Here is a 22,725-nt window from a genome sequence, read left to right as displayed (position 1 = left end):
AGGTCGGGTGGACTCATTCGCCGTCAGCGACGTCCGTCGCATGGGCCGAGGCGGGCGGGGCGTTGCGGCGACGGAGCCACCACCACCCGAGCAGCGCTCCCGCCGTGAGCACGAGGCCGGCGATGACCGCCACTCCGGCAACCGGCGAGGCGGCCTCCGAGTCGGACGCGGTGACGGCGCCGGAAGCATCCAGCGTGGTGCGAGGCGTCGGGGTGGCCGAGGCGGTGCGGATCTCGATGTCCGCGAGCGCGGCCGACGGTGCCGAGTCGCCGACGCTGTTGGTCGCGATGAGCACGGCGTCGTACGACCCGTCTCCGAGTGCGATCTCGTACTCCGTCGCGTCCGCCGGGATGCCGATCGGGGTGCCGCTGTTGAGTACCAGCTTGTATCCGGTGAGCGCTGCGCCGCCGTCGGCGGGCGCCGCCCATGAGAGCGAGAGTGTCGTGCCCGAGACCGTGTAGGCGAGGGTGGGAGCGGTCGGAGCGGTGGCGACGACGGCGGCGCCGCCCTGCGTGACGGCCGTGCCCTCGGTCGTGGTGGACGCGGTGCCCTTGCTCGATGTCTGAGGGGCCACGGGCTGCGGAGCAGCCGGCTGCGGTGCGGCCGGCGCCGGTGCAGCCGGTGCCGGTGCGGCGGGTTGAGGCGCGGCCGGTGCGGGAGCCGGCTGCTGCGGGGCCGGCTGGGCGCCGCCCGCCACTGCGGGCGGCGGCGACTCGAGCGTCGAGTCGTAAGGCCAGCCGCCGATGGCGGCGCACGCAGTGGGGTCGAAGTTCAGCGAGCACAGATCGCACACGTCGCCGTCCGCGTATGCGGGCGCCGTGTGCGCACCGACGATCGGCGACAGCGCGCCCGCGAGCGCAGCGGCGGCGACGAGTGCGGCCAGACGGAGACGCAGGCGTCGCGGGCGGTCTGTCGTAGTGGTGCTCATGAGGTCCTCACGGTTTCGTCGAGTCGGGCTCCGGGCAGTTCGCACTGCCCGATGGGGATGTCGTCGGGGATCGTGTACGCGGGGTCCGGAGCCGACAGCACCCTCGTGTCGGCGGAGCGGGCGTCGTCGATGACCAAGGTCGGTGCGGTGCCTGGATCGGTCGCGCCCTCCTCGCCGGCGGCGGGAGCGGTGACGGATGCCGCGACCGACGCGTCCGCGCCCTGCGAGGTCGTCGGCACGCGGCCTCCACCGCCGCGCCGCCCGCGAGGGGTGCGGGCCGCCGCGGGGTCGAGGTCGTGGTCTTCACGGAATACCGCGTCGTCGAGGGTGCCAAGACGCCGCGCGACGATGGTCGCCGCCGTCGCCGCGGCGGTGACGTTGGCCATCGTGCTGGCCGTGCCGGCCACCGCGCTGACCGGGATGAGCACGACGAGGATCTCGACCGGCAGCCCCACGGCGGTCAGCACCGCCGTCGCCGTGATGATCGCGGTTCCCGGCACACCTGCGGTTCCGAGTGAGACGAGCATGCACAGCCCTGCGAGCGCCACGTAGTCCCACACCGAGTATTCGATGCCGAGCGCGTTGACCGAGAAGACGGCGACGATGATCGGCCAGATTCCCGCGCAGCCGGGCATGCCGATGGTCGTGCCCACCGGTGCCGCGAAAGTGGCGATGTCTTCGGGCACGCCGACCTTGCGGGTGAGGCTGGGGATCGTGATGGGGAGAGTGCCGACGCTCGACTGCGTCGTGAAGGCCGTGTATTGCGCGGCCGTCATGTGCCGGAACCATCGGATCGGATTCACGTCGGCGAAGACGCGCAGAAGCACTCCGTTCACCACATACGCATCGAGGAACGAGATGCCCAGCGCGAGAACCAGAATGCCGACCAGCGACAGCACGGTCTCGATGCGGGTGACGGCCGTCGCGGTGGTGGTCGCAACGAGGGCGAGCACCGCGTACGGAGTCAGCTCGATGATGAACCCGACAGCCGTCATCACGACCTTCTTGGCCCCGTCGACGACGTTCTTGAAGGACGCCAGCTGGGGGTCGGACCCGCGGTTGGCCACGAGGTACGCGACGGCGAAGAGGAGCGCGAACAGGATGATCGGGACGATGTTGTTGCTCACGAAGTCCCCCGCCAGATTCGCGGGGAAGAGTGCCAGCAGGACCTGATCGAGCGGCTTGACGAGGCCCACGAGGCTGTCGCCGCTGCCCTCCTCGGTCGCGAGCTCGACGCCGCTTCCCAGGCCGACGCTGATGACGATGGCGAGGGTCAGGACGATGGCGATGGCGTTGGTCAGCAGCAGCCAGAACGTGCTCGACAGCCCGATCGTGCGCAGCTTCGATGTCGAGCCCAGCGACGTGACGCTGGACAGGATCGAGACGAAGATCAGGGGCGCGACGATCGCGGTGATGACCTGCACGTAGAGGTCACCGAGAAACCCGACGTACCCGAGATGCCCACGGAAGACCACGCCGATTCCGACGCCGATCGCGAGGGCGATCAGGACGAGGGTCGTGAATCCGGCCCGCCGCACACGCAGCACGATGAGGCTGGCGAACGCCACGAGGGTGACGGCGAGAGAAGCGAGCGAAAGGAGGTCGACGCTGCCGTTCATGACGCCGACGCCTGCGAGGAGGGGAGCACCTCGCGAAGCTATCGACCGGCTGGGAGGCGCTTCAAAAGCGTGTACTCATGCGTCATGACGTGACGCGGAGTGTACGTGTGTGACGCCGTGTGTCGACGAGTCGGCGCGAGAATTCTCGCGCCATACCGCCGTCGAGGTACGGTGCGCCCGGTGAGCGCCGAGCCTTCAATGCCTCGGCCCCACCGCCGCGCCAGAGCGCCGCTGCGTCAGCGCACCACCGCAGTGGCCGTCGCGAGGCGCGCGAGCACCTCCTGGCTGATCGAGCCGAGCAGGAAGCGCGCGAGCGCGCCGCGGCCGTGCGAGCCGACCACCGCGAGCCGCGCCGTCGCGGCGAGCTCGTTGATGATCTGCGACGGATACCCGCGCTCGACGCGGCGCACGATCTCGAGGTCGGGGTATCGCCCGCTGAGGCCCGCGAGCGCAAGCGCCTGGGCCTCTTCGGTGAGCTTGGCCATGTTCTCGAGGTACTGCACCGGGTACGAGCCCATGTTGCGCGGCACCTCGAGCGGCGTCCACACCGACACGGCCACCAGCGGCTCGCCGAGGCGGTCGGCCTCGGCCGCGGCGAACGCGACGGCCTTCTCCGAGATCGGCGACCCGTCCACGCCGACGACGACCCCGCTCCGCTCGGACACATCGAAGTCGGGCACGACGACGACCGGCGAATGCGCGCCGGCCGCGACGCGCAGCCCGTGCGCGCCGCGCGCCGACTTCGACCCCGGGCCCTGGTAATCGCTGCCGATCACCAGGAGTGCGGCATCCGTCGACGCATCCAGCAGCTTCGCGACCGGATTGCCTCGCTCCACGCGCACGCGCACGTCCAGGCCGGCAGTCGCGACGCGGGACGCCTCGGCGTCCGCGCGCTCACGCGCCTGGCCGAGCGCCCCCTCGACAAGAGAGTCCTCGCCGACGGCGCCGATGGCGCCGCCCACGATTGCGAGCAGCTCGAGCGGCTGCCGCCTCTCGACCGCGCGCTGCGCGGCCCAGTCGACCGCGCGACGCGTGACCGCGGCATCCGTCACTCCGACAACGATCGCTTCACCCACGATGGCTCCTCTCGGATGCCCCCAGGCTAGCGGGGCTCACGCGCCCCGCGCAGGCCGTCGCGCCGTGGAAAATGCGCCGATGGAACGGCGAAAGGACGGATCCGCACCACGGGTGTGGGGGTCCGTCCTCTCGCGATTCCGGCGCGAACCAGCCCGGCGCGCGCATCCCGCGCGGCCGGAGCCCGGCCGGCAGGCCCGGCAGACGCTACAGCGCGAGGCGCTCGCGCACGACGCCGGCGAGGTGGTCGGCGTGGCGACGCGCTTCGTCCTCCGAGGAGGCCTCCACCATCACGCGCACCATCTCCTCCGTGCCCGACGGGCGCAGCAGCACGCGCCCCGAGAGGCCGAGCTGGGCCGACGCGCGGGCCACGGCGTCTTGCACGCCCTCGTCCGACGAGGCGCGCGTGCGGTCGACGCCGCGCACGTTGACGAGGACCTGCGGGTACACCGTCATGATCGACGCGAGCTCTTCGAGGCTCTTGCCGGTGCGGGCCATCTCGGCGACGAGGTGCAGGCCGGTGAGCAGGCCGTCACCGGTGGTCGCGTACTCGCTCATGATCACGTGGCCGGACTGCTCGCCGCCGAGCGAGAAGCCGCCTTCGTTCATGCGCTCGAGCACGTAGCGGTCGCCGACCGCGGTGGTCTCGACGTGGATGCCGTGCGCCGACATCGCCCGGTGCAGGCCGAGGTTGCTCATCACGGTGGCGACGAGCGTGTCGTCCTTGAGCTGCCCGCGGTTCTTCATCGAGACCGCGAGGATCGCCATGATCTGGTCGCCGTCGACGATCCGGCCGTTCGCGTCGACCGCGAGGCAGCGGTCGGCGTCGCCGTCGTGCGCGATGCCGACGTCGGCACCCACCCGCACCACGTGCTGCGCGAGCAGGTCGAGGTGCGTCGACCCGACGCCGTCGTTGATGTTGAGACCGTCGGGATCGGCGCCGATGACCGTGACCCGCGCGCCGGCGTCGGTGAACGTCTGCGGCGAGACACCGGATGCCGCGCCGTGCGCGCAGTCGAGCACGACGTGAAGGCCGTCGAGCCGGTGCGGCAGCGAGCCGAGCAGGTGCACGACGTAGCGGTCCTCGGCGTCGGAGAAGCGGCGGATGCGCCCCACGTCGGCGCCGGTCGGCAGCAGCTTCTCGCCCGCCATCGCGTGCTCGATGCGCTCCTCGACGACATCGGGCAGCTTCACGCCGCCTCGCGCGAAGATCTTGATGCCGTTGTCGGGAGCGGGATTGTGGGATGCCGACACCATCACGCCGAAGTCGGCGTCGATGTCGGCGATCAGGAACGCCGCGGCGGGAGTGGGCAGCACGCCGGCGTCGTAGACGTCGACGCCCGACGACGCGAGCCCCGCCTCGACCGCGGCGGAGAGGAACTCGCCCGACACGCGCGGATCGCGCGCGACGACGGCGGTGATGCGTTTGCCGGCCGCGCGGCGCGCGTCGGCAGAACGGCCCTGGCCCAGGACGACGGCGGTCGCCTGGGCCAGGGACAGTGCGAGATCGGCGGTGAGGGGGCCGTTGGCCAGCCCCCTCACCCCGTCCGTGCCAAAGATCGGCATACGGAGTGGAGGCCGATCAGCGCTTCGAGTACTGCGGAGCCTTGCGGGCCTTCTTGAGACCGGCCTTCTTGCGCTCGATGACGCGGGCGTCGCGCGAGAGGAAGCCGGCCTTCTTGAGGGTCGGGCGGTTGTTCTCGACGTCGATCTCGTTGAGCGCACGGGCGATGCCGAGGCGCAGCGCGCCGGCCTGGCCCGAGGGGCCGCCACCCGAGATGCGGACGATCACGTCGTACGCACCGGTGAGGTTGAGCACCGTGAACGGGTCGGTGATGAGCTGCTGGTGCAGCTTGTTCGGGAAGTAGTCCTCGAACGCACGGCCGTTGACGGTGATGGTGCCCGAACCGGGGATGACGCGCACGCGGGCGATGGCCTGCTTGCGGCGACCGACGGCCGCGCCCGACACCGAGAGCACGGGGCGCTCGGCGGCGACGACGGTCTCGTCGACGGTGGACTCGGTGGAGTAGCTCGTGGGGGTTTCTTCGATGTTCGCCATCAGTGTGTCCTTGTCTGTACGGCGCTTACTGGGCGACCTGGTCGAAAACGTACGCGGTGGGCTTCTGCGCGGCGTGCGGGTGCTCGGCACCGCGGTACACCTTGAGCTTCGACAGCTGGTTAGCGCCGAGGGTGTTCTTCGGGAGCATGCCGCGGACGGCCTTCTCGACGGCGCGGACCGGGTTCTTCTCGAGGAGCTCCGAGTAGGTGACCGACTTGAGGCCGCCCGGGTAGCCCGAGTGACGGTAGGCCTTCTTCTGCTCGAGCTTCTGGCCCGTCAGCGCGACCTTGTCGGCGTTGATGATGATGACGAAGTCGCCCATGTCGACGTGGGGCGCGAAGGTCGCCTTGTGCTTGCCACGCAGGAGCGCGGCGGCGTGCGAGGCGAGGCGGCCGAGGACGACGTCAGTCGCGTCGATGACCAGCCACTCGCGCTGGGCTTCGCCAGCCTTGGGGGTGTAAGTGCGCGTCACAGTAGTGCTGCTTTCTTGATTCGAACGGAGAGGTTCGTGAATCCCACTCCGGGGTGGTTCTGCTTCTCATTTCGGCCGTTGAGCGAGCGAAGCGAGACGAAACGCAGAACACGCCAGTGGAGGGCTCACGTTCGTGGTGCCGGGTCAGCTGAGCCGAACACCAAACATCAATACTACGACAGACGGATGCCGCAGCCAAATGCGCGCACTACCCTCCAGGGTCACCAGATCAGCAGCGCCACGCCGATCGCGCGGGGTCCCGATCATGGGCACCACCGCGACACCCGCCGTTCACTGCCGCGTGTACCGGCATCGGTACACAGTGCGCGTGAGGGTCTCTGTGATCGGCTGCGGCTATCTGGGCGCCGTCCACGCCAGTGCGATGGCCAAGATCGGGCACGACGTCGTCGGCATCGACGTCGATCTGCACAAGATCGGTACGCTCTCGCAGGGTGACGCGCCGTTCTTCGAGCCCGGACTGCCCGAACTCCTCCGCGAGGGCATGGCATCGGGGCGCCTGCGCTTCACCGGCGACATCGCCGAGGCATCCGGCGCCGCGGTCCACTTCATCGCGGTCGGGACACCCCAGGAGAAGGATGGGTATGCGGCCGATCTGACGTCTGTGAACGCCGCCGTCGACGCGCTGCTGCCGCACCTGGCGCCGGGCGACGTCGTCGCGGGCAAGTCGACGGTGCCCGTGGGAACGGCGGTCGATCTCGCCGCACGCATCGAGGCGACCGGGGCGACTCTGGTGTGGAATCCCGAGTTCCTGCGGGAGGGCTGGGCCGTCAAGGACACGATCGAGCCCGACCGTCTCGTCGTCGGGGTGCCGTTCGACCCGTCGACAGGCCACTGCAGCGAAGCGGGTGAGCGCGCCGCCGACCTTCTCCGCGAGGTCTATCATCCAGCGGTCGCGGCGGAGACGCCGTTCATCGTCACCGACTGGGCGACGGCTGAGCTGGTCAAGGTGGCCGCGAACGCGTTCCTCGCAACCAAGATCTCGTTCATCAACGCGATGGCAGAGATCGCCGAGGTCACCGGAGCCGACGTCACGCAGCTCGCCGACGCCATCGGACACGACGTGCGCATCGGCCGGCGCTTCCTCGGCGCCGGGATCGGCTTCGGCGGCGGATGCCTCCCCAAGGACATCCGGGCCTTCTCGGCACGCGCCGAAGAGCTGGGTCGCGGCGAATCCGTCACCTTCCTGCGCGAGGTCGACGCGATCAACCTCAGGCGTCGCGAACGGGCCGTCCAGCTGGTGGTCGAGGCGCTCGGCGGTCAGGTGTACAAGAAGAAGGTCACACTGCTCGGCGCCGCGTTCAAGCCGTACAGCGACGATATCCGCGACTCACCGGCGCTCGATGTCGCGGTGCGGCTGCGTGGGCTCGGGGCATCCGTCACCGTCACCGATCCCGCCGCCATCGACAACGCGCGCCGTCTGCACCCGCAGCTCGCGTACGTCGAGGACCGCGACGACGCCATCCGCGGGGCCGACGCGATCGTGCTCGTCACCGAGTGGGATCTGTACCGCCGCGACCTCACGCCCCCGCACGCGTCGAGGCTCACATCGGGTCGCGTCGTCGTGGACGGTCGGAACGGCTGGGATGCTGCTGCCTGGCGGGCCGCCGGCTGGAGGTACTACGGCATGGGGCGGCCGTGATCCGGAGCGATCCGGGTGAGCGGACGGCTAGCGTGGAGCCACACGACCGACTTCTGTCTCGCCACGGAGGACCACCATGACTCAGCGCCCGCTCGGCGTCACCCTCGTCTCGATCATCGCCTGGATCTCGGGCTTCCTGCAGATCCTCGGTTCGATCCTCGTCATCATCGCCGGCCTCTTCATCACCTGGCCCGCGATCCTCGGGTGGATCAGCCTCCTGATCGGCGCCATCACCCTGGGCGTGGGCGTGGGCCTGTGGCGCGGCAACCCCACCGCCCGCACCATCGCCATCGTCGTGTTCGTCATCACGATCGCGTTGCAGGTGCTCGGCCTCTTCAACGGCGCGATCCTGTGGTCGGTGATCGGCGGCTCGCTGCTCTCGCTCATCGGGCTGATCCTGCTCAACACCCGCGACGCGCGCGCCTATTTCGAACGCTGAAACTCCGCCGCTTCGCCGCCGCAGACAGTTCCTCCACGCCGCGGCGTCGCTCCGGCACCGTCGCGGGTGGCCGCTAGGGTGATCGCCATGTCCTCCCCCGCGGTCTCGACCTCGCTCGAGCGCACCTACCGCTACCTGCGCATCGGGATCGCCGGCACCGTCGTCGCGATCTTCGTCGCGATCGCCCAGGCCGCCACGACGTACGGCTGGCTCACCTCGGTGAGCGACTACTTCTACAGCCCGGCGCGCAACGTGTTCGTCGGCGCCCTCATCGCCGTGTCGCTGGCGCTCTTCGCTCTGTCGGGCCGGGGCGCGGAGCGCGCACTCCTCGACGCGGCCGCCCTCTTCGCTCCGCTCATCGCGCTGGTGCCGACGACGGTCGCCGCGGATGCCGTGCCCGGCGTGGATGTGACGTGCCCGGGTCGCTGCTTCCCCTCGGACTACGAGGCGGATGTCGCCAACGGCGTGAGCGTGTACCTCGTGCTCGGCGTGCTCGTGCTGATCCTCGCGCTCGTGCTGGGTGCGCTGGGGCAGGTCTCGCTCAGGACCGTCTGGCCGTCGCTGCTCATCGCCGCGATCGTGCTCGCGGTCACCGCGCTCACCTGGGCGTTCGCCCGCGATGCTTTCCTCGCGCAGGGGCACTTCGTCGCGACGACGGCGTTCTTCGCGTTGTTCGCGGCCGTCGCGATCCGGAACGCATTCCCGCGACGCGGGCCGCAGCCCTCGCCGGTGTTCCGCGTCCTCTACACCGCAATCTCGGTCGGGCTCGTTCTGCTGCTCGTGCTGTACGTGGTGCTGCTGCCGCAGGCCGATGCCTCCGGCATCCCCATCGTCCTCCTCGTCGAGGCCGCCGCGCTCGCGCTGTTCTTCGCGTTCTGGGTCGTGCAGGGCGTGGAGAAGTGGGCCGATCCCGACCCGACGATCATCGCGGCATAGGTCTTGGGCCCGGGTGGGAGGCGTTTCGTCTCGCTTCGCTCGCTCAACGACCGGAGGCCGGGTCAGCCGCGTTTCGTCTCGCTTCGCTCGCTCAACGACCGGAGACCGGGTCAGACGCGTTTCGTCTCGCTTCGCTCGCTCAACGACCGGGAACGCGGGACGAGGCGGGGCGTTTCGTCTCGCTCGCTCAACGACCGAGGCTCGGGTCGGGGAAGAGTGCGGCGCAGCTCGCATCGATCGTGACGGGGGTCGACGTCGCCGTGGGCGTGTGACGCAGCCGCAACGGGCCGAGGTCGCCGGCGGGCAGCGCGACCGTGAACGAGACCGTCTCGGTCTGCCCCTTGCCGACGAACACGGTTTTGCTCACCCCCGTGTGCCCCTTCTCGAGGCCGGTGCGCTCCCAGCGCGGGACGTCGCCGCGCAAAGGCACCGTCTGGGTGATCTGCGCCCCGGGTGGGGCGAAGAACAGCACGTCGAGGATCATCGTGGTGCGCGGCACCCCGAGCCGCGCGTTGCGGGCTCCCAGCGTGAACGAGCTTCGGATGCCGTCGGCGATGCCGTTCTGCAGGGTCATCGTGGTGGTGATCGTGCGCGCCGCGGCGTCGCAGGTCGCGGCGATCGACGACGACAGGTGGTACTCGAGCTTTCCGACGGACGAGTCGTTGAGATAGATGCCGATCTGGGTCTGCGTCGTGCTGTCGGCGGCGAGGGCGCCGTCGAGTCCGAACTCCACCGCGAGTGCCTGCGCCGCCGGATCATCGAACGCGAGGTAGATGCGCTGCTCGTCGGCGGATCGCTCGAGCGCCGCCAGCATCTGCAGCGGATCCCACACGGACGTCGTCAGATGGTCGAACACCTGCCGCGCGGCATCCGCGAAGAAGGCGTCCGAGTCGTCGCCGTCGGGGTAGCGCTCGTACGCATCGCTGAGCAGCACGCGCACCGCGTTGTCGGCGGTGAGCTGCTCCCCCGTGCCGAGCGTCACCGGCCCCGACACCGCGAGCAGGTACGACAGCACCACCGGATCGATCGAGACGACGCCGTCGAAGGTCGCGCCCGTCGTGTGGCTCCACAGCGCCTCGAACAGCTGCGCCGTCGTCGGGAAGTCGGGCGTGAACGTGAAGTCCTGCGAGTGCCGGGTCAGCGTCGGCAGATACAGCCGCGTCGTCTCGGCGGGAAGGGCGACATATTCCTCGCCCTGCGTGCCCGCCTGATAGAACGTCTGCGAACTGCCCTGGTCGACGTACCCGAGCCTGCCGTCGGCGAGCGTCACGATCATGCTCGCCGCGGGATTGCCGCCGGTGGCGCGGATCTCGGCGTTGTTCTGAAAGATCAGCAGGTACGTCTTGACGCCGCCCGACCCGGCCATGTCGAGCAGGGTCGGCAGGTACTTCTCCGCCACGCCGAGCGCCGGAGTCGCGACCTCGATGAGCTCGACGACGTCGGAGATCGACGCGCTCACCTCGGGCAGCAGCGCCGTCGTGTCGATGGGCGCAACGATCGCCTGCGCGTCGGCGAAGGCCGCGGCGATCTCGGGTATCGATCCCTGCACCTGCCGGAAGGGCTCGAGGTCGATCCCACCGCCTGCCACGGTGAGCTGGTCGAAGTCGGTCGCCGCCATCAACTGCAGACCCGGCGGCAGCGCGCGCTCGACGAGCACGTCGACGGCATGCGTCACACGCCGTACGGCATCGACGTTCCGCCCGATGAACGGCACGTTCGCGGCGATGTCCCACAGCGGCCCGTCGACGGTCCGGACGGCGAGCGTGACGTTCGCCTGGATCTCGTCGGTGGCCGCACGAACCTGCGCGGTATCGGCCGAGTCGAGGTTGTCGCGGAGGTCCTCCATCGCCACTGCCGCCCGCTCGACGGCGGCGCGGGCCCGCTGCGCCTCGGACCAGAACTGCATCCCGAACGCACCGGCGATGATGCCTCCCGCGAGCAGCAGGAAGATCAGCGAACCGACGATCCACGGCCACACGCGCCGCCGCGGGCGCGACGCAACAGGCGTCGCTTCAGCAGTGGAAGCAACCCCCCTTTGCGCATCCTCGGGTTCGATGCGCGTGACGGTCCCCCTCGCCACGTGTCCATGGTACGCCGCGGATCCGCCGGCGTCTGGGGTCGAGCCAGCGCGTTGATGCCGGGTGCAGGGCAGGGACGGGGTTGCTCGTGGCGCCGAGGCGTTTCGTCTCGCTCCGCTCGCTCAACGGCCGGGCGCCAGGGCGGGGGCGGGGTTTCTCGTGGCGCCGAGGCGTTTCGTCTCGCTCCGCTCGCTCAACGGCCGGGAGGAGGGGGCGGGGACGGGGTTGCTCGTGGCGTCGAGGCGTTTCGTCTCGCTCGTTCCTCGCTCGCTCAACGGCCGGGAAACACCGGGCGAGGTCAGGCGGCGCCGGCGCCGGCGACGGCGGCCGTCGTCGACTCGGTCACCTCGACCACGCGGCGCACTCCGGCGGCGGGGTGGGCGGTGACGAGGATCGGCAGGTGGTCGCTGAGGCCCTGCGGCAGCGTGCGCACGCGGTCGATCTCGAACCCGACCGACGTCGCGAAGTCGTAGTGCCCGCGGAAGAAGCGGTAGCGCGTGTAGGTCCGTGAGTCCGAGAGGTTCAGCTCGTAGCCCTGCTCGCGCACGTGCTGGCCGAGCCGCTCCTTGAACACCGGATAGTTGTAGTCGCCGACCATGAGCGCCGGAAGACCCTCGCCCAGCTGCTGCAGCTCGCCGAGCGCAGTGCGGATCTGGTGGCGCCGCAACGAGTTGAGGGCTGTGAGCGGTGCCGCGTGGAACGACGCCACGATGACGTCGACGTTCTCGTCGATGTCGTGCAGCCGGACGCCCAGCATCCGCTCCTCCGCCGGCTTCAGCACGCGATCGTGCAGCGACTTCTTGAGCGCCAGCGCCCGCACGTCGACCGCGCGATAGGTGTTCTCGCGGTAGTACACGGCGAGCCCGAGACGATTGCGCTGCGTGGACTCCGCCAGCCGCAGACCCGAGATCTCGTGCGGCAGGTCGGACGTGTCGGCTTCCTGCAGGCACAGCACGTCGGCGCCGTAGCGCTCCACCAGGTGGGCGAGCTCTCCGGCGGCGCGGTGCTTGCGCAGGTTGTACGAGATGACCTTCATGGCGACGCCAGCCTATGCCGCTCGCGTGGCCGTGACGTGGCCTTGACAAGTCCACATCGGGATCTCACAGCATCCGCTCAACGACCGATGTACGAAATCCGGATGCCGCGGCTCTGGAGTGTTGTGCCGGTTCACGGTGTTCGCACCGAACCCGCCGAGACCCGATCCAGGAGGACCCCATGGCCGTTTCCGCCATCCGCGCCGAACTCGCCGACGCGCGCACCGCCAGCCGCACCGCCCGTGAGACCGCCGAGCGCGAGCTGCGCGTCAGCGTGGTGGCACGCTCACGCGTCGCCGACGCCCTCGAGCGCACCGCCGCCCGTCCCGGCCTCGAAGAGTCCGAGCGCGCGCGCCTGCGCGCGGAGTACGCCGCCGCGGACCGTGTGGTCGCAGAGCGACAGGCCGCCGTCGACAAAGCACGCGAATTCGAGGCCGCCGCGGCGGTCGTCGCCGACGCCTTCGAGGCCGAGGCGACGTCAGCCAGCCCGCTCGCCGCTGCGCTGATCCAGCTCGTCGGTTCGAAGAGCAGCGCTACTCGCGGTCGCGCCGTGCCCGCGTCTGCTCGGCGCGTTGCGCCAGCAGTTCGTCTGCGGGGTACCCGACCTCGGTCAGCGTGAGGCCCCGCGCCGCGAGCACCTTGACCTCGGGCACGCGCTCCCGCGCGTCGCGGATGTCGACCACGTCATCGAGGTCGAGCCGGCCTTCGCCGACGGCGACGCACGCGCCCACCAGGGCGCGCACCATGCTGTGGCAGAACGCGTCGGCCTTCACGTTGGCGACGAGCACGCCGGCGTCGTCGCGGCGCCAGTCGAACTCGAGGAGCGTCCGGATCGTCGTCGCCTCTTCGCGAGGCTTGCAGTAGGCGGCGAAATCGTGGAGCCCGACGAGGGCGCGGGCCGCGGCATCCATCGCCTTCACATCGAGGGATGCCCGCACCGCCGTGGTGCGGTGCCGCTCGAGCGGGTCGTACCCGGTGTCGACGTCGCCGATCCGGTACTCGTACCGCCGCCACACCGCCGAGAACCGCGCGTCGAAACCCTCGGCAGCGAGCCGCGAACCGTGGACGGCGACGTCGGAGTACGCGCCGACGACCCCGGTGATGCGGGCGGAAAGCGCTGCGGCGCGATCCTCGGTCGTCTGCGGACCGGCCGAAGGGCGCGCATGCCGCGCGAGCATGCGCTGCTGCTGCGCCTCGTCGAGGTCGACGTGCGCCACCTGGCCTGTCGCGTGCACGCCCGCGTCGGTGCGCCCGGCGACCACGAGCCGCGGATCGCCGCCCACGACGCGCGCGAGCGAGGACTCGAGCGTCTCCTGCACCGTGCGGAGCCCGGGCTGCCGCGCCCACCCGCGGAAATGCGTGCCGTCGTAGGCGATGTCGAGGCGGATCCGCACGCGCTCCAGCCTACCGAGGCGCTGGACGCGGGACCGGCCGCGCGAGGCGCGAGGCTCGTCGCCCGGAGCGCGGAGCGCCGCCGAGGGGCGCCGCACACGGGCACGGACCGGGAACGCCCCGCAGACGCAGCGAGACCCGCCACCCAGTGGGTGACGGGTCTCGCGGTGCAAGGGTGGCCGGGCCCGAGGGCCCGGACCTGCCGGGCGTCGACGCCCGGCATCCGCTTACGCGGACTTCTCCTCGGCGGGAGCCTCGACGGCCTCCTCGGCAGCAGCCTCGGCGGCGGCGCCCTCCTCCTGCGACTCGGCGCCGGCCTCGGCGGCCTCGTCGTTCGCGGGCGTCTCGTCGGCGGTCTCCTCAGCCGGAGCCTCCTCGGCCGGAGCCTCGGCGGCGGCCGGAGCGGCGGCAGCGGCGGACTTCTTGGCCGACGGCTTCTTCGTCACGGGCTCGAGGACGAGCTCGATGACGGCCATGGGAGCGTTGTCGCCCTTGCGGTTGCCGACCTTCGTGATGCGGGTGTAGCCGCCCTCACGGTCCGCGACCAGCGGCGCGATCTCGGTGAACAGGACGTGCACGACTTCCTTGTCACCGATGACCGAGAGCACGCGACGACGCGCGTGCAGGTCGCCGCGCTTCGCGAACGTGATGAGACGCTCCGCGAGCGGACGCAGGCGCTTGGCCTTGGTCTCGGTCGTCTTGATCGACTTGTGGGTGAACAGCGCAGCGGCCAGGTTCGCAAGCAGCAGGCGCTCGTGTGCGGGGCCGCCTCCGAGGCGGGGACCCTTGGTGGGCTTGGGCATTAGTCAGTTACTCCAGGATGAAATTCGGTCGGGGGGATGCGGATGCCGGGACTCCCGGCATCCGATCACACGGTCTCGTCGTCGTAGCCGCCGTAGAAGTGCGCGCCGTCGAACCCGGGAACCGAGTCCTTCAGCGACAGGCCGAGCGAGACGAGCTTGTCGCGCACCTCGTCGACCGACTTCTGACCGAAGTTGCGGATGTTCATGAGCTGCGTCTCCGAGAGTGCGACGAGCTCCGACACGGTGTTGATGCCCTCGCGCTTGAGGCAGTTGTACGAACGCACCGACAGGTCGAGGTCCTCGATCGGCATCGACAGCTCGTTCGAGAGGACGGTCTCGACCGGCGCCGGGCCGATCTCGATGCCCTCGGCCTCGACGTTGAGCTCGCGGGCCAGGCCGAAGAGCTCGGTCAGCGTGCGACCGGCCGACGCGACGGCGTCGCGCGGGGCGATCGAGGGCTTGCTCTCGACGTCCAGCACGAGCTTGTCGAAGTCGGTGCGCTCACCGGCACGCGTCGCGTCGACGCGGTACGAGACCTTGAGCACCGGCGAGTAGATCGAGTCGACCGGGATCTGGCCGGCCTCGGCGTACTCGTTGCGGTTCTGCGTGGCCGACACGTAGCCGCGGCCGCGCTCGATCGTGAGCTCGAGCTCGAACTTCGCGGTGTCGTTGAGGGTCGCGATGACGAGCTCGGGGTTGTGCACCTCGACACCGGCCGGAGCCGAGATGTCGGCGGCGGTGACCTCACCGGAGCCGGTCTTGCGCAGGTACGCCGTGATGGGCTCGTCGCGCTCGCTGGAGACCACCAGCTGCTTGATATTGAGGATGATCTCGGTGACATCCTCCTTCACACCCGGGATGGTGCTGAACTCGTGCAGGACGCCGTCGATGCGGATGGACGTCACGGCCGCGCCGGGGATGGACGACAGGAGGCTGCGACGCAGCGCGTTGCCGATCGTGTAGCCGAAGCCGGGCTCCAGCGGCTCGATGACGAACCGGCTGCGGAACTCCCCGATCTTCTCCTCGGTCAGGGAGGGACGCTGTGCGATGAGCACTATGTGTTCCTTTCGATCACGTGCCCGCTATATGACACGTGCGGTGGGTGAGGTGTTGAGTTTTACTCGGGGATGCCTCGGAATGAGGCATCCGTAAAGCGTGCGGTAGCCGGGGCACCCGTCACGGGTGCCCCGGCTCCGGGATGTCAGACGCGGCGGCGCTTGGGCGGACGGCAGCCGTTGTGGGCCTGCGGCGTCACGTCCTGGATCGAGCCGACCTCGAGGCCGGCGGCCGTGAGCGAGCGGATCGCGGTCTCGCGACCCGAGCCCGGACCCTTCACGAAGACGTCGACCTTCTTGACGCCGTGCTCCTGCGCCTGGCGGGCAGCGGACTCCGCGGCCATGCCGGCGGCGTACGGCGTCGACTTGCGCGAGCCCTTGAAGCCCACGCCACCCGACGACGCCCAGCTGATGACGGCGCCCGACGGGTCGGTGATCGAGACGATCGTGTTGTTGAACGTCGACTTGATGTGGGCCTGGCCCAGCGCGATGTTCTTCTTCTCCTTGCGGCGCGGCTTGCGCGCGGCGGACTTGGCCTGTGCCATTGCTTTGCTCTCCTAAACCCTGGGGGCCGCGCCTTAGCGCGCCTTCTTCTTGCCGGCGACGGTGCGCTTCGGGCCCTTGCGGGTACGCGCGTTCGTCTTGGTGCGCTGACCGCGCACCGGGAGGCCGCGGCGGTGACGCAGGCCCTCGTAGGAACCGATCTCGACCTTGCGGCGGATGTCGGCGGCAACCTCACGGCGGAGATCACCCTCGACCTTGTAGTTGCCTTCGATGTAGTCGCGGAGCGCGATGAGCTGGTCGTCGCTGAGGTCCTTGACGCGGATGTTCTCGTCGATCTCCGTCGCCTGGAGGATCTCGTTCGAGCGGGTACGGCCAACGCCGTAGATGTACGTGAGGGCGATCACCACGCGCTTGTCGCGCGGGATGTCAACGCCGGCAAGACGTGCCATGCGGTTCTCCTGAGAGTAGGTGGAGGTGTGGAGCAGTGTCGGTGCCCGGGCCTCCAGCCCGAGGTGTCCCCTCCGGAGAGGTTCTGACGCTGCCTGTATTCGTGTTCAGTTGTGGGTCTGCGGTTCGACAGGCTCACCGACCGTGCGGTCCCTGAGCCTGTCGAAGGGTCAGCCCTGGCGCTGCTTGTGACGCGGGTTGCTCTTGCAGATGACCATGACGCGACCGTGGCGACGGATGACCTTGCAGTGGTCGCAGATGGGCTTGACGGAGGGGTTGACCTTCATGATTTCTTCTCTTCGCTGTCTTCACCGGGCACATTTCGGCCGTTGAGCCTTCCGAAACGCGGGGTGTTACTTCTCGACCGGCCTAGCGGTAGCGGTAGACGATGCGCCCGCGGGTGAGGTCGTAGGGCGACAGCTCCACGACGACACGGTCCTCGGGAATGATGCGGATGTAGTTCTGCCGCATCTTGCCGGAGATCGTCGCGAGGACCTTGTGGCCGTTGCTCAGCTCAACGCGGAACATCGCGTTGGGCAGCGCCTCGGACACGACGCCCTCGATCTCGATGACACCGTCTTTCTTCGCCATACGCTCGCTAACACTTGTGCAGACCGGTCGATCTGCGGTGGATGGGGTTCGGTGCTACGACACGCCAATGAAGGCGCAACGCACCAAAGATCAAGCATACGTGATAGTGGATGCCGCGGCAAATGCCCGCCGCCACGTCACGGCTCCCCCTCAGGAAAGCCGCTCTCCTACGCACGCCGGAGCTGACGGATGCCGCGGGCCGCGGCATCCGTCACCTCCGAAGCTCAGTCGAAGAGCGTCGCGAGCTGGCCGGCCGCCGGCAGCTGCGAGTTGGCGATGACCTCGCCGTTGACGGCGACGGTCGGCGTGCCGACGCCGGCCGCGCCGGGCTGGATCGGGGTCTCGGCGGTCATCGCAGCGACGTACCCGGCATAGATGCCGTCATTGACGCACGAGTCGATGCCGGTCACGCCGACGCCCGAGGCGATCTCGAGGATCTCGTTGTTCGTGAGGCCCGACGAGCCCTCCGACGGCTGGTTCTCGAACATCGCCTGCAGGAAGGGCAGGGAGGCGTCGGCATCTTCGACCGCCACGCAGTACGCGGCGCTGGCAGCGCGCGTGGAGAACTGGGTGCCGTTGGACTGTTCGTCGAGGATCGAGATCGGGTGGATGCCGAGCGTGATGCTGCCGTCGTCGACCATGCCCTCGATCTCCGCGCCGTAGACCTGCTCGAACTGGCCGCAGACCGGGCACATGAAGTCGATGTAGGTGTCGAGGCGGTCGTCGCCCTCGCCGACGAGGATGGCACCGGTCTCGGCGTCGATGTTCGACGCGGACGGCGTGTTCACCTCGGTCGGCAGCGGCTTGGGAGTGGCGGCGTTGTTGAGCGTCACCACGAGCACGGTGACGAGCACGAGCGCCACCACGACGCCGAGGGTCACCCAGATCGCGAACCAGTTCGTCTTGCGTCCGGCCTGTGCCATTGTCGAGCCTCCTAGGCGATCGCGCGCGGTGTGACGCCGAAGGGCGCAAGCCCCGCCGCACCGCCGTCGGGTGCCGTCAGCACCCAGATTCCGTCCTCGTGCACGGCCACGCTGTGCTCCCAATGGGAGCCCGCGGTGCCGTCGACCGTCGAGACCGTCCACCCGTCGTCCTCGACGAAGGTGGCCTGATCGCCGATGACGACCATCGGCTCGATCGCGAGCACGAGCCCGGGGCGCACCTCGGGTCCCGGGTCTGCGACGCGGTAGTTGAAGACCGACGGTGACTCGTGCATCTTGCGGCCGATGCCGTGGCCCACGTACTCGCGCAGGATGCCGTAGGTGCCGGACTCGGGAGAGTTGGCTTCGATGTAGGACTGGATCGCCGTGCCGACCTCGCCGATCTGCTTCGCCGAGGCGAGGGCGGCGATGCCGGCCCACAGCGATCCCTCGGTGACGTCGGACAGACGCTGCCGCTCGGCGACGACCTCGGGGCGCGACTCGTCGGGCAGGACGAAGGTGAACGCCGAGTCGCCGTTCCACCCCTTGAACTCCGCGCCCGCGTCGACCGACACGATGTCGCCGGCGCCCAGCACCCGGTCACCCGGGATGCCGTGCACGACCTCCTCGTTCACCGAGGCGCAGATGGTGTGGCGGTAGCCGCGGACCATCTGGAAATTCGACTTGGCTCCTCGGGCGGTGATGAGGGCGGATGCCGCGGCGTCGAGCTCGCCCGTCGTCACACCGGGCGCGATCAACGCCCGGGCGGCGTCGAGCGCCGCGGCGGTGATGAGCCCGGGCTCGACCATCGCCCGCAACTGGGCGGGCGATTTGTAGATCGAACGGCGGAGCGACACGGATCAGGCCGCAGCGGTGCGACCGAGGCCACGGGCCTCGAGCGACGCGATGATGCGGTCGGTGATCTCGTCCAGCGAGCCCACGCCGTCGATGCGGTCGACGAGGTCGCGCGTGCGGTAGACCTCGAGGATCGGCGCGGTCTCACGCTCGTAGATCGCCAGGCGGTTGGCGATCCCCTCTTCGGTGTCGTCGCTGCGGCCCTGCTCGGCGGCGCGGCGCGCGATGCGCGCGATGCTCTCGTCGCGCGGCACCACGAGCTCGATGACGGCGTCGAGCTCTTCGTCGCGGCCCTCGAGGAACTCGTCGAGGTGCATGACCTGGGCGACGTTGCGCGGGTAGCCGTCGAGGAGGAAGCCGCCCGCGGCGTCCTGCTGCGACAGGCGGTCGCGCACGACCGCGCTCGTGAGCTCGTCCGAGACCAGATCGCCGGCCTCGATGATGGCCTTGACCTGCTGGCCGAGCTCGGAGCCGTCTGCGACGGCGCCGCGGAAGACGTCGCCCGTCGAGACGGCGGGGATGCCGAACGCCTCGGCGATGCGGACGCCCTGCGTGCCCTTGCCCGACCCCTGCGGGCCGATGATCAGAAGACGGGTCATCGGAGAAGCCCTTCGTAGTGGCGCTGCTGGAGCTGCGCGTCGATCTGCTTCACCGTCTCGAGACCCACACCCACGATGATGAGGATCGAGGCGCCGCCGAACGGGAAGTTCTGGTTGGCGCCGACCGTCGCGAGGGCGATGAGCGGCAGGAGCGCGATCAGACCGAGGTAGATCGAGCCCGGCAGCGTGATGCGCGTGAGTACGTAGTCGAGGTACTCGGCCGTGGGGCGACCCGCGCGGATGCCGGGGATGAAGCCGCCGTACTTCTTCATGTTGTCGGCGACCTCGACCGGGTTGAACGTGATCGCGACGTAGAAGTACGTGAAGCCGACGATGAGCAGGAAGTACAGCGCCATGTACAGCGGGTGGTCGCCGCGCACGAGGTACAGCTGGATCCACGCCACCCAGGCCGGCACATCCTCGCCCGCCTGCGGCTGGTTGAACTGCGCGATGAGCGCGGGGATGTACAGCAGCGACGAGGCGAAGATGACGGGCACGACACCGGCCATGTTCACCTTGATCGGGATGTACGTGTTGGTGCCGCCGTACGTGCGACGGCCGACCATGCGCTTGGCGTACTGCACCGGGATGCGGCGCTGCGACTGCTCGACGAAGACCACGAGCGCGACGACGACGATGCCGACGGCCAGGACGAGCAGGAAGACCTCGAAGCCCTTGGACTGCCAGATCGCCCACATCGAGGCGGGGAAGGCGGCGGCGATCGAGGTGAAGATGAGGAGCGACATGCCGTTGCCGATGCCGCGCTCGGTCACGAGCTCGGCGAACCACATGATGAGGCCGGTGCCGGCGGTCATCGTGATGATCATCAGCAGCTGCGCCCACCACACGTCGTTGGTGAGGAGGTTCTCGCACTCGGGCACGCCCGTGGTGCCGAAGAGCTGGCCGCTGCGGGCGACGGTGACGAGGGTGGTCGACTGGAGGAGTGCCAGCGCGATCGTCAGGTAGCGCGTGTACTGCGTCAGCCTCGCCTGGCCCGCCTGGCCCTCCTTGTAGAGGGTCTCGAAGTGCGGGATGACCACGCGGAGAAGCTGCACGATGATCGTCGCGGTGATGTACGGCATGACGCCGAGCGCGAAGATCGACAGCTGCAGGAGAGCGCCGCCAGAGAACAGGTTGACCAGCGAGAGCAGACCCTCGGTACCCGCCGACTGCCGCAGACACGACTGGACGTTGGGGAAGTCGACGAACGGCGCCGGGACGTGCGCGCCGAAGCGGTACAGGGCGATGATCGCCAGGGTGAATGCGATCTTCCGCCGGAGGTCGGGTGTGCGGAAGATCCGCGCGATGGCGCTGAACAAGAGGATTCCTCCAAGAGGGGGCGTCGGCACATACGACGTGCCAGCGTCCAGGGTAACCCAGTGGGGGCCGGAGCAAGCTCCGACCCCCACTGTGCGCGTATTACTTGACGGCGCCGCCCGCGGCGACGATCTTCTGCTCGGCGGACGCCGAGACCTTGTCGACCGACACGTTGAGCTTCACCGAGATGTCGCCGGTGCCCAGCACCTTGACCTTCTCGTTCTTGCGCACCGCACCCTTGGCGACGAGGTCGCCCACGGTGACGTCGCCACCGGCCGGGTACAGCTCCGCGAGCTTGTCCAGGTTCACGACCTGGTACTCGACGCGGAACGGGTTCTTGAAGCCACGGAGCTTCGGGGTGCGCATGTGCAGCGGCATCTGCCCACCCTCGAAGCCGACCTTGACCTGGTAGCGGGCCTTCGTGCCCTTGGTGCCACGGCCCGCGGTCTTGCCCTTCGAGCCCTCACCGCGACCCACGCGGGTCTTGGCGGTGTTGGCGCCGGGGACCGGACGCAGGTGGTGCACCTTCAGCACGCCCGGGCGCGAAGCCGGGACGTCCTTCTTCGGGGCGGCCTTGGTGGCAGCCTTCTTGGGCGCAGCCTTCTCAGCCTTGGCGGGAGCCTTGTCGGCAGCGGCCTTCTTAGGGGCAGCGGCCTTCTTCGGCGCCTTCTCGGCCTCGACGGCCTCGTTCTTCTCGGCCTTCTCAGCCATCAGTCGATCTCCTCAACCTTCACGAGGTGCGCGACGGTCCGGACGTAACCGCGCGTCTGCGCGTCGTCGGGACGGACGACCGAGTCGCCGATCCGCTTCAGACCGAGCGAACGCAGCGTGTCGCGCTGGTTCTGCTTCTCGCTCACCTTGGACTTGACCTGCGTGACCTTCAGACGCGCAGCCATCAGACACCTGCCTTCGCAGCGGCCGCGGCCTCAGCCTCGGCACGGACGAGACGGGCGGGGGCGACCTGGTCGAAGTCGAGGCCACGACGCGCGGCGACCGCACGGGGCTCCTCGAGCTGCTTCAGGGCCTCCACCGTCGCGTGGACGATGTTGATCGTGTTCGACGAGCCGAGCGACTTCGACAGCACGTCGTGGATGCCGGCGCACTCGAGCACGGCACGCACCGGGCCACCGGCGATGACACCGGTACCGGCTGCGGCGGGGCGCAGGAGCACCACACCGGCAGCGGCCTCACCCTGCACCGGGTGCGGGATGGTCGAGCCGACGCGCGGCACACGGAAGAAGTTGCGCTTGGCCTCTTCGACACCCTTCGAGATCGCCAGCGGCACCTCGCGGGCCTTGCCGTAGCCGACGCCCACCACACCGTTGCCGTCACCGACGACCACGAGCGCGGTGAAGCTGAAGCGACGACCACCCTTGACGACCTTCGACACGCGGTTGATGGTGACGACGCGCTCGAGGAACTGGCTCTCGTTGCGGTCGCGACCACCGCGGTCACCGCGGGTCTGGTTGCGCTCGCGGCCACCGCGACGCGGCTCGCGCTCGCGCTCGGCGGGCGCTTCGGCAGCCGGGGCCTGGGCCTCGGCAGCAGCCTGCTCGGTCACGATGTTCTCCTTGTTGTCACTCACAGGTTCAGACCTCCCTCGCGGGCGCCGTCGGCGATCGCCGCGACACGGCCCGCGTAGCGGTTGCCGCCACGGTCGAACACGACGTCCGAGACGCCGGCGGCCTTGGCGCGCTCGGCGAGGAGCTCGCCGACCTTGCGGGCCTTGGCGGTCTTGTCAGCGTCGGACGCACGAAGGTCGGTCTCGAGCGTCGAAGCGGAGGCCACTGTGTGGCCCTTGCTGTCGTCGACGAGCTGCACGAACACGTGACGCGACGAGCGCGTGACGACCAGGCGGGGACGCTCGGGCGTGCCGACGACCTTCTTGCGAAGGCGGGCGTGACGACGCGCGCGCGCGTCGGACTTCGACTTCACAGCCATGG

General features: G+C 69.5%; 27 protein-coding genes. 4 read left to right on the top strand and 23 right to left on the bottom strand.

Going from position 1 to position 22,725, the window contains the following annotated elements:
• Window positions 1–13: 13 nt before the first annotated feature.
• The 6 genes from IM770_RS16920 to rplM form a co-directional block, all read right to left on the bottom strand.
• Window positions 14–928, bottom strand: a complete 915-nt coding sequence (locus IM770_RS16920) for a fibronectin type III domain-containing protein (protein ID WP_203582321.1) — start codon at window positions 926–928, stop codon at window positions 14–16.
• The gene (locus tag IM770_RS16915; RefSeq protein WP_203582320.1) at window positions 925–2,547 is read right to left on the bottom strand and encodes a dicarboxylate/amino acid:cation symporter; all 1,623 of its coding nucleotides are present in this window, start codon (window positions 2,545–2,547) and stop codon (window positions 925–927) included. Before IM770_RS16915 ends, IM770_RS16920 begins: the two co-directional genes overlap by 4 nt.
• Before the next feature lie 236 nt (window positions 2,548–2,783).
• Window positions 2,784–3,623 (bottom strand): universal stress protein, encoded by an 840-nt coding sequence (locus IM770_RS16910; protein WP_203582319.1) that lies wholly within the window; start codon window positions 3,621–3,623, stop codon window positions 2,784–2,786.
• A 205-nt stretch (window positions 3,624–3,828) separates the two neighbouring features.
• Window positions 3,829–5,187 carry a phosphoglucosamine mutase gene (gene glmM / locus IM770_RS16905; RefSeq protein WP_203582318.1) on the bottom strand — a complete coding sequence of 453 codons (1,359 nt, stop codon included), beginning with the start codon at window positions 5,185–5,187 and terminating at the stop codon, window positions 3,829–3,831.
• 16 nt (window positions 5,188–5,203) lie between these two features.
• On the bottom strand, window positions 5,204–5,680 hold the full coding sequence (gene rpsI, locus IM770_RS16900; RefSeq protein ID WP_203582317.1) for a 30S ribosomal protein S9: 477 nt from the start codon (window positions 5,678–5,680) through the stop codon (window positions 5,204–5,206).
• Between the two features lie 25 nt (window positions 5,681–5,705).
• Entirely contained in the window at window positions 5,706–6,152 is a 447-nt protein-coding gene (gene rplM, locus IM770_RS16895; protein WP_109210436.1) for a 50S ribosomal protein L13, read from the bottom strand.
• A gap of 328 nt (window positions 6,153–6,480) precedes the next feature.
• Here rplM and IM770_RS16890 point away from each other — a divergent pair, with 328 nt between their 5' ends.
• The 3 genes from IM770_RS16890 to IM770_RS16880 all read left to right on the top strand — a co-directional run bounded on the left by IM770_RS16890 (window position 6,481) and on the right by IM770_RS16880 (window position 9,187).
• On the top strand, window positions 6,481–7,812 hold the full coding sequence (locus IM770_RS16890) for a UDP-glucose dehydrogenase family protein (RefSeq protein WP_203582316.1): 1,332 nt from the start codon (window positions 6,481–6,483) through the stop codon (window positions 7,810–7,812).
• Between the two features lie 76 nt (window positions 7,813–7,888).
• On the top strand, window positions 7,889–8,251 hold the full coding sequence (locus IM770_RS16885; RefSeq protein WP_203582315.1) for a hypothetical protein: 363 nt from the start codon (window positions 7,889–7,891) through the stop codon (window positions 8,249–8,251).
• 87 nt (window positions 8,252–8,338) lie between these two features.
• Window positions 8,339–9,187 carry a hypothetical protein gene (locus IM770_RS16880; protein ID WP_203582314.1) on the top strand — a complete coding sequence of 283 codons (849 nt, stop codon included), beginning with the start codon at window positions 8,339–8,341 and terminating at the stop codon, window positions 9,185–9,187.
• A gap of 187 nt (window positions 9,188–9,374) precedes the next feature.
• Here IM770_RS16880 and IM770_RS16875 read toward each other — a convergent pair whose 3' ends face one another.
• The gene (locus IM770_RS16875) at window positions 9,375–11,165 is read right to left on the bottom strand and encodes a DUF4012 domain-containing protein (protein WP_203582313.1); all 1,791 of its coding nucleotides are present in this window, start codon (window positions 11,163–11,165) and stop codon (window positions 9,375–9,377) included.
• A gap of 398 nt (window positions 11,166–11,563) precedes the next feature.
• Window positions 11,564–12,301: an endonuclease/exonuclease/phosphatase family protein gene (locus IM770_RS16870; protein WP_203582312.1), complete on the bottom strand. Its 738-nt coding sequence runs from the start codon at window positions 12,299–12,301 to the stop codon at window positions 11,564–11,566.
• Window positions 12,302–12,480: 179 nt separating this feature from the next.
• On the opposite strand from IM770_RS16870, the gene IM770_RS16865 reads away from it, so the two are divergent.
• A complete protein-coding gene (locus IM770_RS16865; protein ID WP_203582311.1) occupies window positions 12,481–12,918 on the top strand; it encodes a hypothetical protein in 438 nt (145 codons plus the stop codon).
• Here IM770_RS16865 and truA read toward each other — a convergent pair.
• From truA to rplR, 15 genes are all read right to left on the bottom strand, one after another.
• A complete protein-coding gene (gene truA, locus IM770_RS16860; RefSeq protein WP_203582310.1) occupies window positions 12,833–13,693 on the bottom strand; it encodes a tRNA pseudouridine(38-40) synthase TruA in 861 nt (286 codons plus the stop codon). The genes IM770_RS16865 and truA overlap by 86 nt on opposite strands.
• Before the next feature lie 225 nt (window positions 13,694–13,918).
• Window positions 13,919–14,494, bottom strand: a complete 576-nt coding sequence (gene rplQ, locus IM770_RS16855; RefSeq protein ID WP_203582309.1) for a 50S ribosomal protein L17 — start codon at window positions 14,492–14,494, stop codon at window positions 13,919–13,921.
• Between the two features lie 65 nt (window positions 14,495–14,559).
• Complete coding sequence (locus IM770_RS16850) at window positions 14,560–15,549, bottom strand: DNA-directed RNA polymerase subunit alpha (RefSeq protein WP_203582308.1); 990 nt, start codon at window positions 15,547–15,549, stop codon at window positions 14,560–14,562.
• A gap of 146 nt (window positions 15,550–15,695) precedes the next feature.
• On the bottom strand, window positions 15,696–16,094 hold the full coding sequence (gene rpsK / locus IM770_RS16845; RefSeq protein ID WP_018171470.1) for a 30S ribosomal protein S11: 399 nt from the start codon (window positions 16,092–16,094) through the stop codon (window positions 15,696–15,698).
• Window positions 16,095–16,127: 33 nt separating this feature from the next.
• On the bottom strand, window positions 16,128–16,502 hold the full coding sequence (gene rpsM, locus IM770_RS16840) for a 30S ribosomal protein S13 (protein ID WP_203582307.1): 375 nt from the start codon (window positions 16,500–16,502) through the stop codon (window positions 16,128–16,130).
• A gap of 168 nt (window positions 16,503–16,670) precedes the next feature.
• Window positions 16,671–16,787 (bottom strand): 50S ribosomal protein L36, encoded by a 117-nt coding sequence (gene rpmJ / locus IM770_RS16835; RefSeq protein WP_005050492.1) that lies wholly within the window; start codon window positions 16,785–16,787, stop codon window positions 16,671–16,673.
• 82 nt (window positions 16,788–16,869) lie between these two features.
• Window positions 16,870–17,091 carry a translation initiation factor IF-1 gene (infA, locus tag IM770_RS16830; RefSeq protein ID WP_018171468.1) on the bottom strand — a complete coding sequence of 74 codons (222 nt, stop codon included), beginning with the start codon at window positions 17,089–17,091 and terminating at the stop codon, window positions 16,870–16,872.
• A 224-nt stretch (window positions 17,092–17,315) separates the two neighbouring features.
• Entirely contained in the window at window positions 17,316–18,014 is a 699-nt protein-coding gene (locus IM770_RS16825; RefSeq protein WP_203582306.1) for a DsbA family protein, read from the bottom strand.
• A gap of 11 nt (window positions 18,015–18,025) precedes the next feature.
• Window positions 18,026–18,868 carry a type I methionyl aminopeptidase gene (gene map, locus IM770_RS16820; RefSeq protein ID WP_203582305.1) on the bottom strand — a complete coding sequence of 281 codons (843 nt, stop codon included), beginning with the start codon at window positions 18,866–18,868 and terminating at the stop codon, window positions 18,026–18,028.
• Window positions 18,869–18,871: 3 nt separating this feature from the next.
• Window positions 18,872–19,465 (bottom strand): adenylate kinase, encoded by a 594-nt coding sequence (locus IM770_RS16815; protein ID WP_203582304.1) that lies wholly within the window; start codon window positions 19,463–19,465, stop codon window positions 18,872–18,874.
• Window positions 19,462–20,784, bottom strand: a complete 1,323-nt coding sequence (secY, locus tag IM770_RS16810; protein WP_203582303.1) for a preprotein translocase subunit SecY — start codon at window positions 20,782–20,784, stop codon at window positions 19,462–19,464. Before secY ends, IM770_RS16815 begins: the two co-directional genes overlap by 4 nt.
• A 100-nt stretch (window positions 20,785–20,884) precedes the next feature.
• A complete protein-coding gene (gene rplO, locus IM770_RS16805; protein ID WP_203582302.1) occupies window positions 20,885–21,493 on the bottom strand; it encodes a 50S ribosomal protein L15 in 609 nt (202 codons plus the stop codon).
• Window positions 21,493–21,678, bottom strand: coding sequence for a 50S ribosomal protein L30 (gene rpmD / locus IM770_RS16800; RefSeq protein ID WP_018171461.1), 186 nt, complete (start codon window positions 21,676–21,678; stop codon window positions 21,493–21,495). Before rpmD ends, rplO begins: the two co-directional genes overlap by 1 nt.
• The gene (gene rpsE, locus IM770_RS16795) at window positions 21,678–22,367 is read right to left on the bottom strand and encodes a 30S ribosomal protein S5 (RefSeq protein ID WP_203582301.1); all 690 of its coding nucleotides are present in this window, start codon (window positions 22,365–22,367) and stop codon (window positions 21,678–21,680) included. Before rpsE ends, rpmD begins: the two co-directional genes overlap by 1 nt.
• Entirely contained in the window at window positions 22,364–22,723 is a 360-nt protein-coding gene (gene rplR / locus IM770_RS16790; RefSeq protein ID WP_109210480.1) for a 50S ribosomal protein L18, read from the bottom strand. Before rplR ends, rpsE begins: the two co-directional genes overlap by 4 nt.
• Window positions 22,724–22,725 lie beyond the last annotated feature (2 nt).

The sequence above is a fragment of the Microbacterium hibisci genome, from assembly GCF_015278255.1.
In the GTDB taxonomy this organism is placed as follows: domain Bacteria; phylum Actinomycetota; class Actinomycetes; order Actinomycetales; family Microbacteriaceae; genus Microbacterium; species Microbacterium hibisci.
Note: the sequence above shows the minus strand (reverse complement) of the source record. Positions and strands in the feature narration are given on the sequence as shown.

Coding starts and splice junctions, on each gene's coding strand:
- glmM (WP_203582318.1), bottom strand. CDS start 5,187: ATGCCGATCTTTGGCACGGACGGGGTGAGGGGGCTGGCCAACGGCCCC.
- IM770_RS16865 (WP_203582311.1), top strand. CDS start 12,481: ATGGCCGTTTCCGCCATCCGCGCCGAACTCGCCGACGCGCGCACCGCC.
- rpmJ (WP_005050492.1), bottom strand. CDS start 16,787: ATGAAGGTCAACCCCTCCGTCAAGCCCATCTGCGACCACTGCAAGGTC.
- rplO (WP_203582302.1), bottom strand. CDS start 21,493: ATGGCTGAGAAGGCCGAGAAGAACGAGGCCGTCGAGGCCGAGAAGGCG.
- IM770_RS16885 (WP_203582315.1), top strand. CDS start 7,889: ATGACTCAGCGCCCGCTCGGCGTCACCCTCGTCTCGATCATCGCCTGG.
- IM770_RS16825 (WP_203582306.1), bottom strand. CDS start 18,014: ATGGCACAGGCCGGACGCAAGACGAACTGGTTCGCGATCTGGGTGACC.
- IM770_RS16915 (WP_203582320.1), bottom strand. CDS start 2,547: ATGAACGGCAGCGTCGACCTCCTTTCGCTCGCTTCTCTCGCCGTCACC.
- IM770_RS16870 (WP_203582312.1), bottom strand. CDS start 12,301: ATGAAGGTCATCTCGTACAACCTGCGCAAGCACCGCGCCGCCGGAGAG.
- IM770_RS16815 (WP_203582304.1), bottom strand. CDS start 19,465: ATGACCCGTCTTCTGATCATCGGCCCGCAGGGGTCGGGCAAGGGCACG.
- rplR (WP_109210480.1), bottom strand. CDS start 22,723: ATGGCTGTGAAGTCGAAGTCCGACGCGCGCGCGCGTCGTCACGCCCGC.
- infA (WP_018171468.1), bottom strand. CDS start 17,091: ATGGCGAAGAAAGACGGTGTCATCGAGATCGAGGGCGTCGTGTCCGAG.
- rpsK (WP_018171470.1), bottom strand. CDS start 16,094: ATGGCACAGGCCAAGTCCGCCGCGCGCAAGCCGCGCCGCAAGGAGAAG.
- rplQ (WP_203582309.1), bottom strand. CDS start 14,494: ATGCCCAAGCCCACCAAGGGTCCCCGCCTCGGAGGCGGCCCCGCACAC.
- IM770_RS16880 (WP_203582314.1), top strand. CDS start 8,339: ATGTCCTCCCCCGCGGTCTCGACCTCGCTCGAGCGCACCTACCGCTAC.
- rpmD (WP_018171461.1), bottom strand. CDS start 21,678: ATGGCTGCGCGTCTGAAGGTCACGCAGGTCAAGTCCAAGGTGAGCGAG.
- rpsM (WP_203582307.1), bottom strand. CDS start 16,502: ATGGCACGTCTTGCCGGCGTTGACATCCCGCGCGACAAGCGCGTGGTG.
- IM770_RS16920 (WP_203582321.1), bottom strand. CDS start 928: ATGAGCACCACTACGACAGACCGCCCGCGACGCCTGCGTCTCCGTCTG.
- rpsI (WP_203582317.1), bottom strand. CDS start 5,680: ATGGCGAACATCGAAGAAACCCCCACGAGCTACTCCACCGAGTCCACC.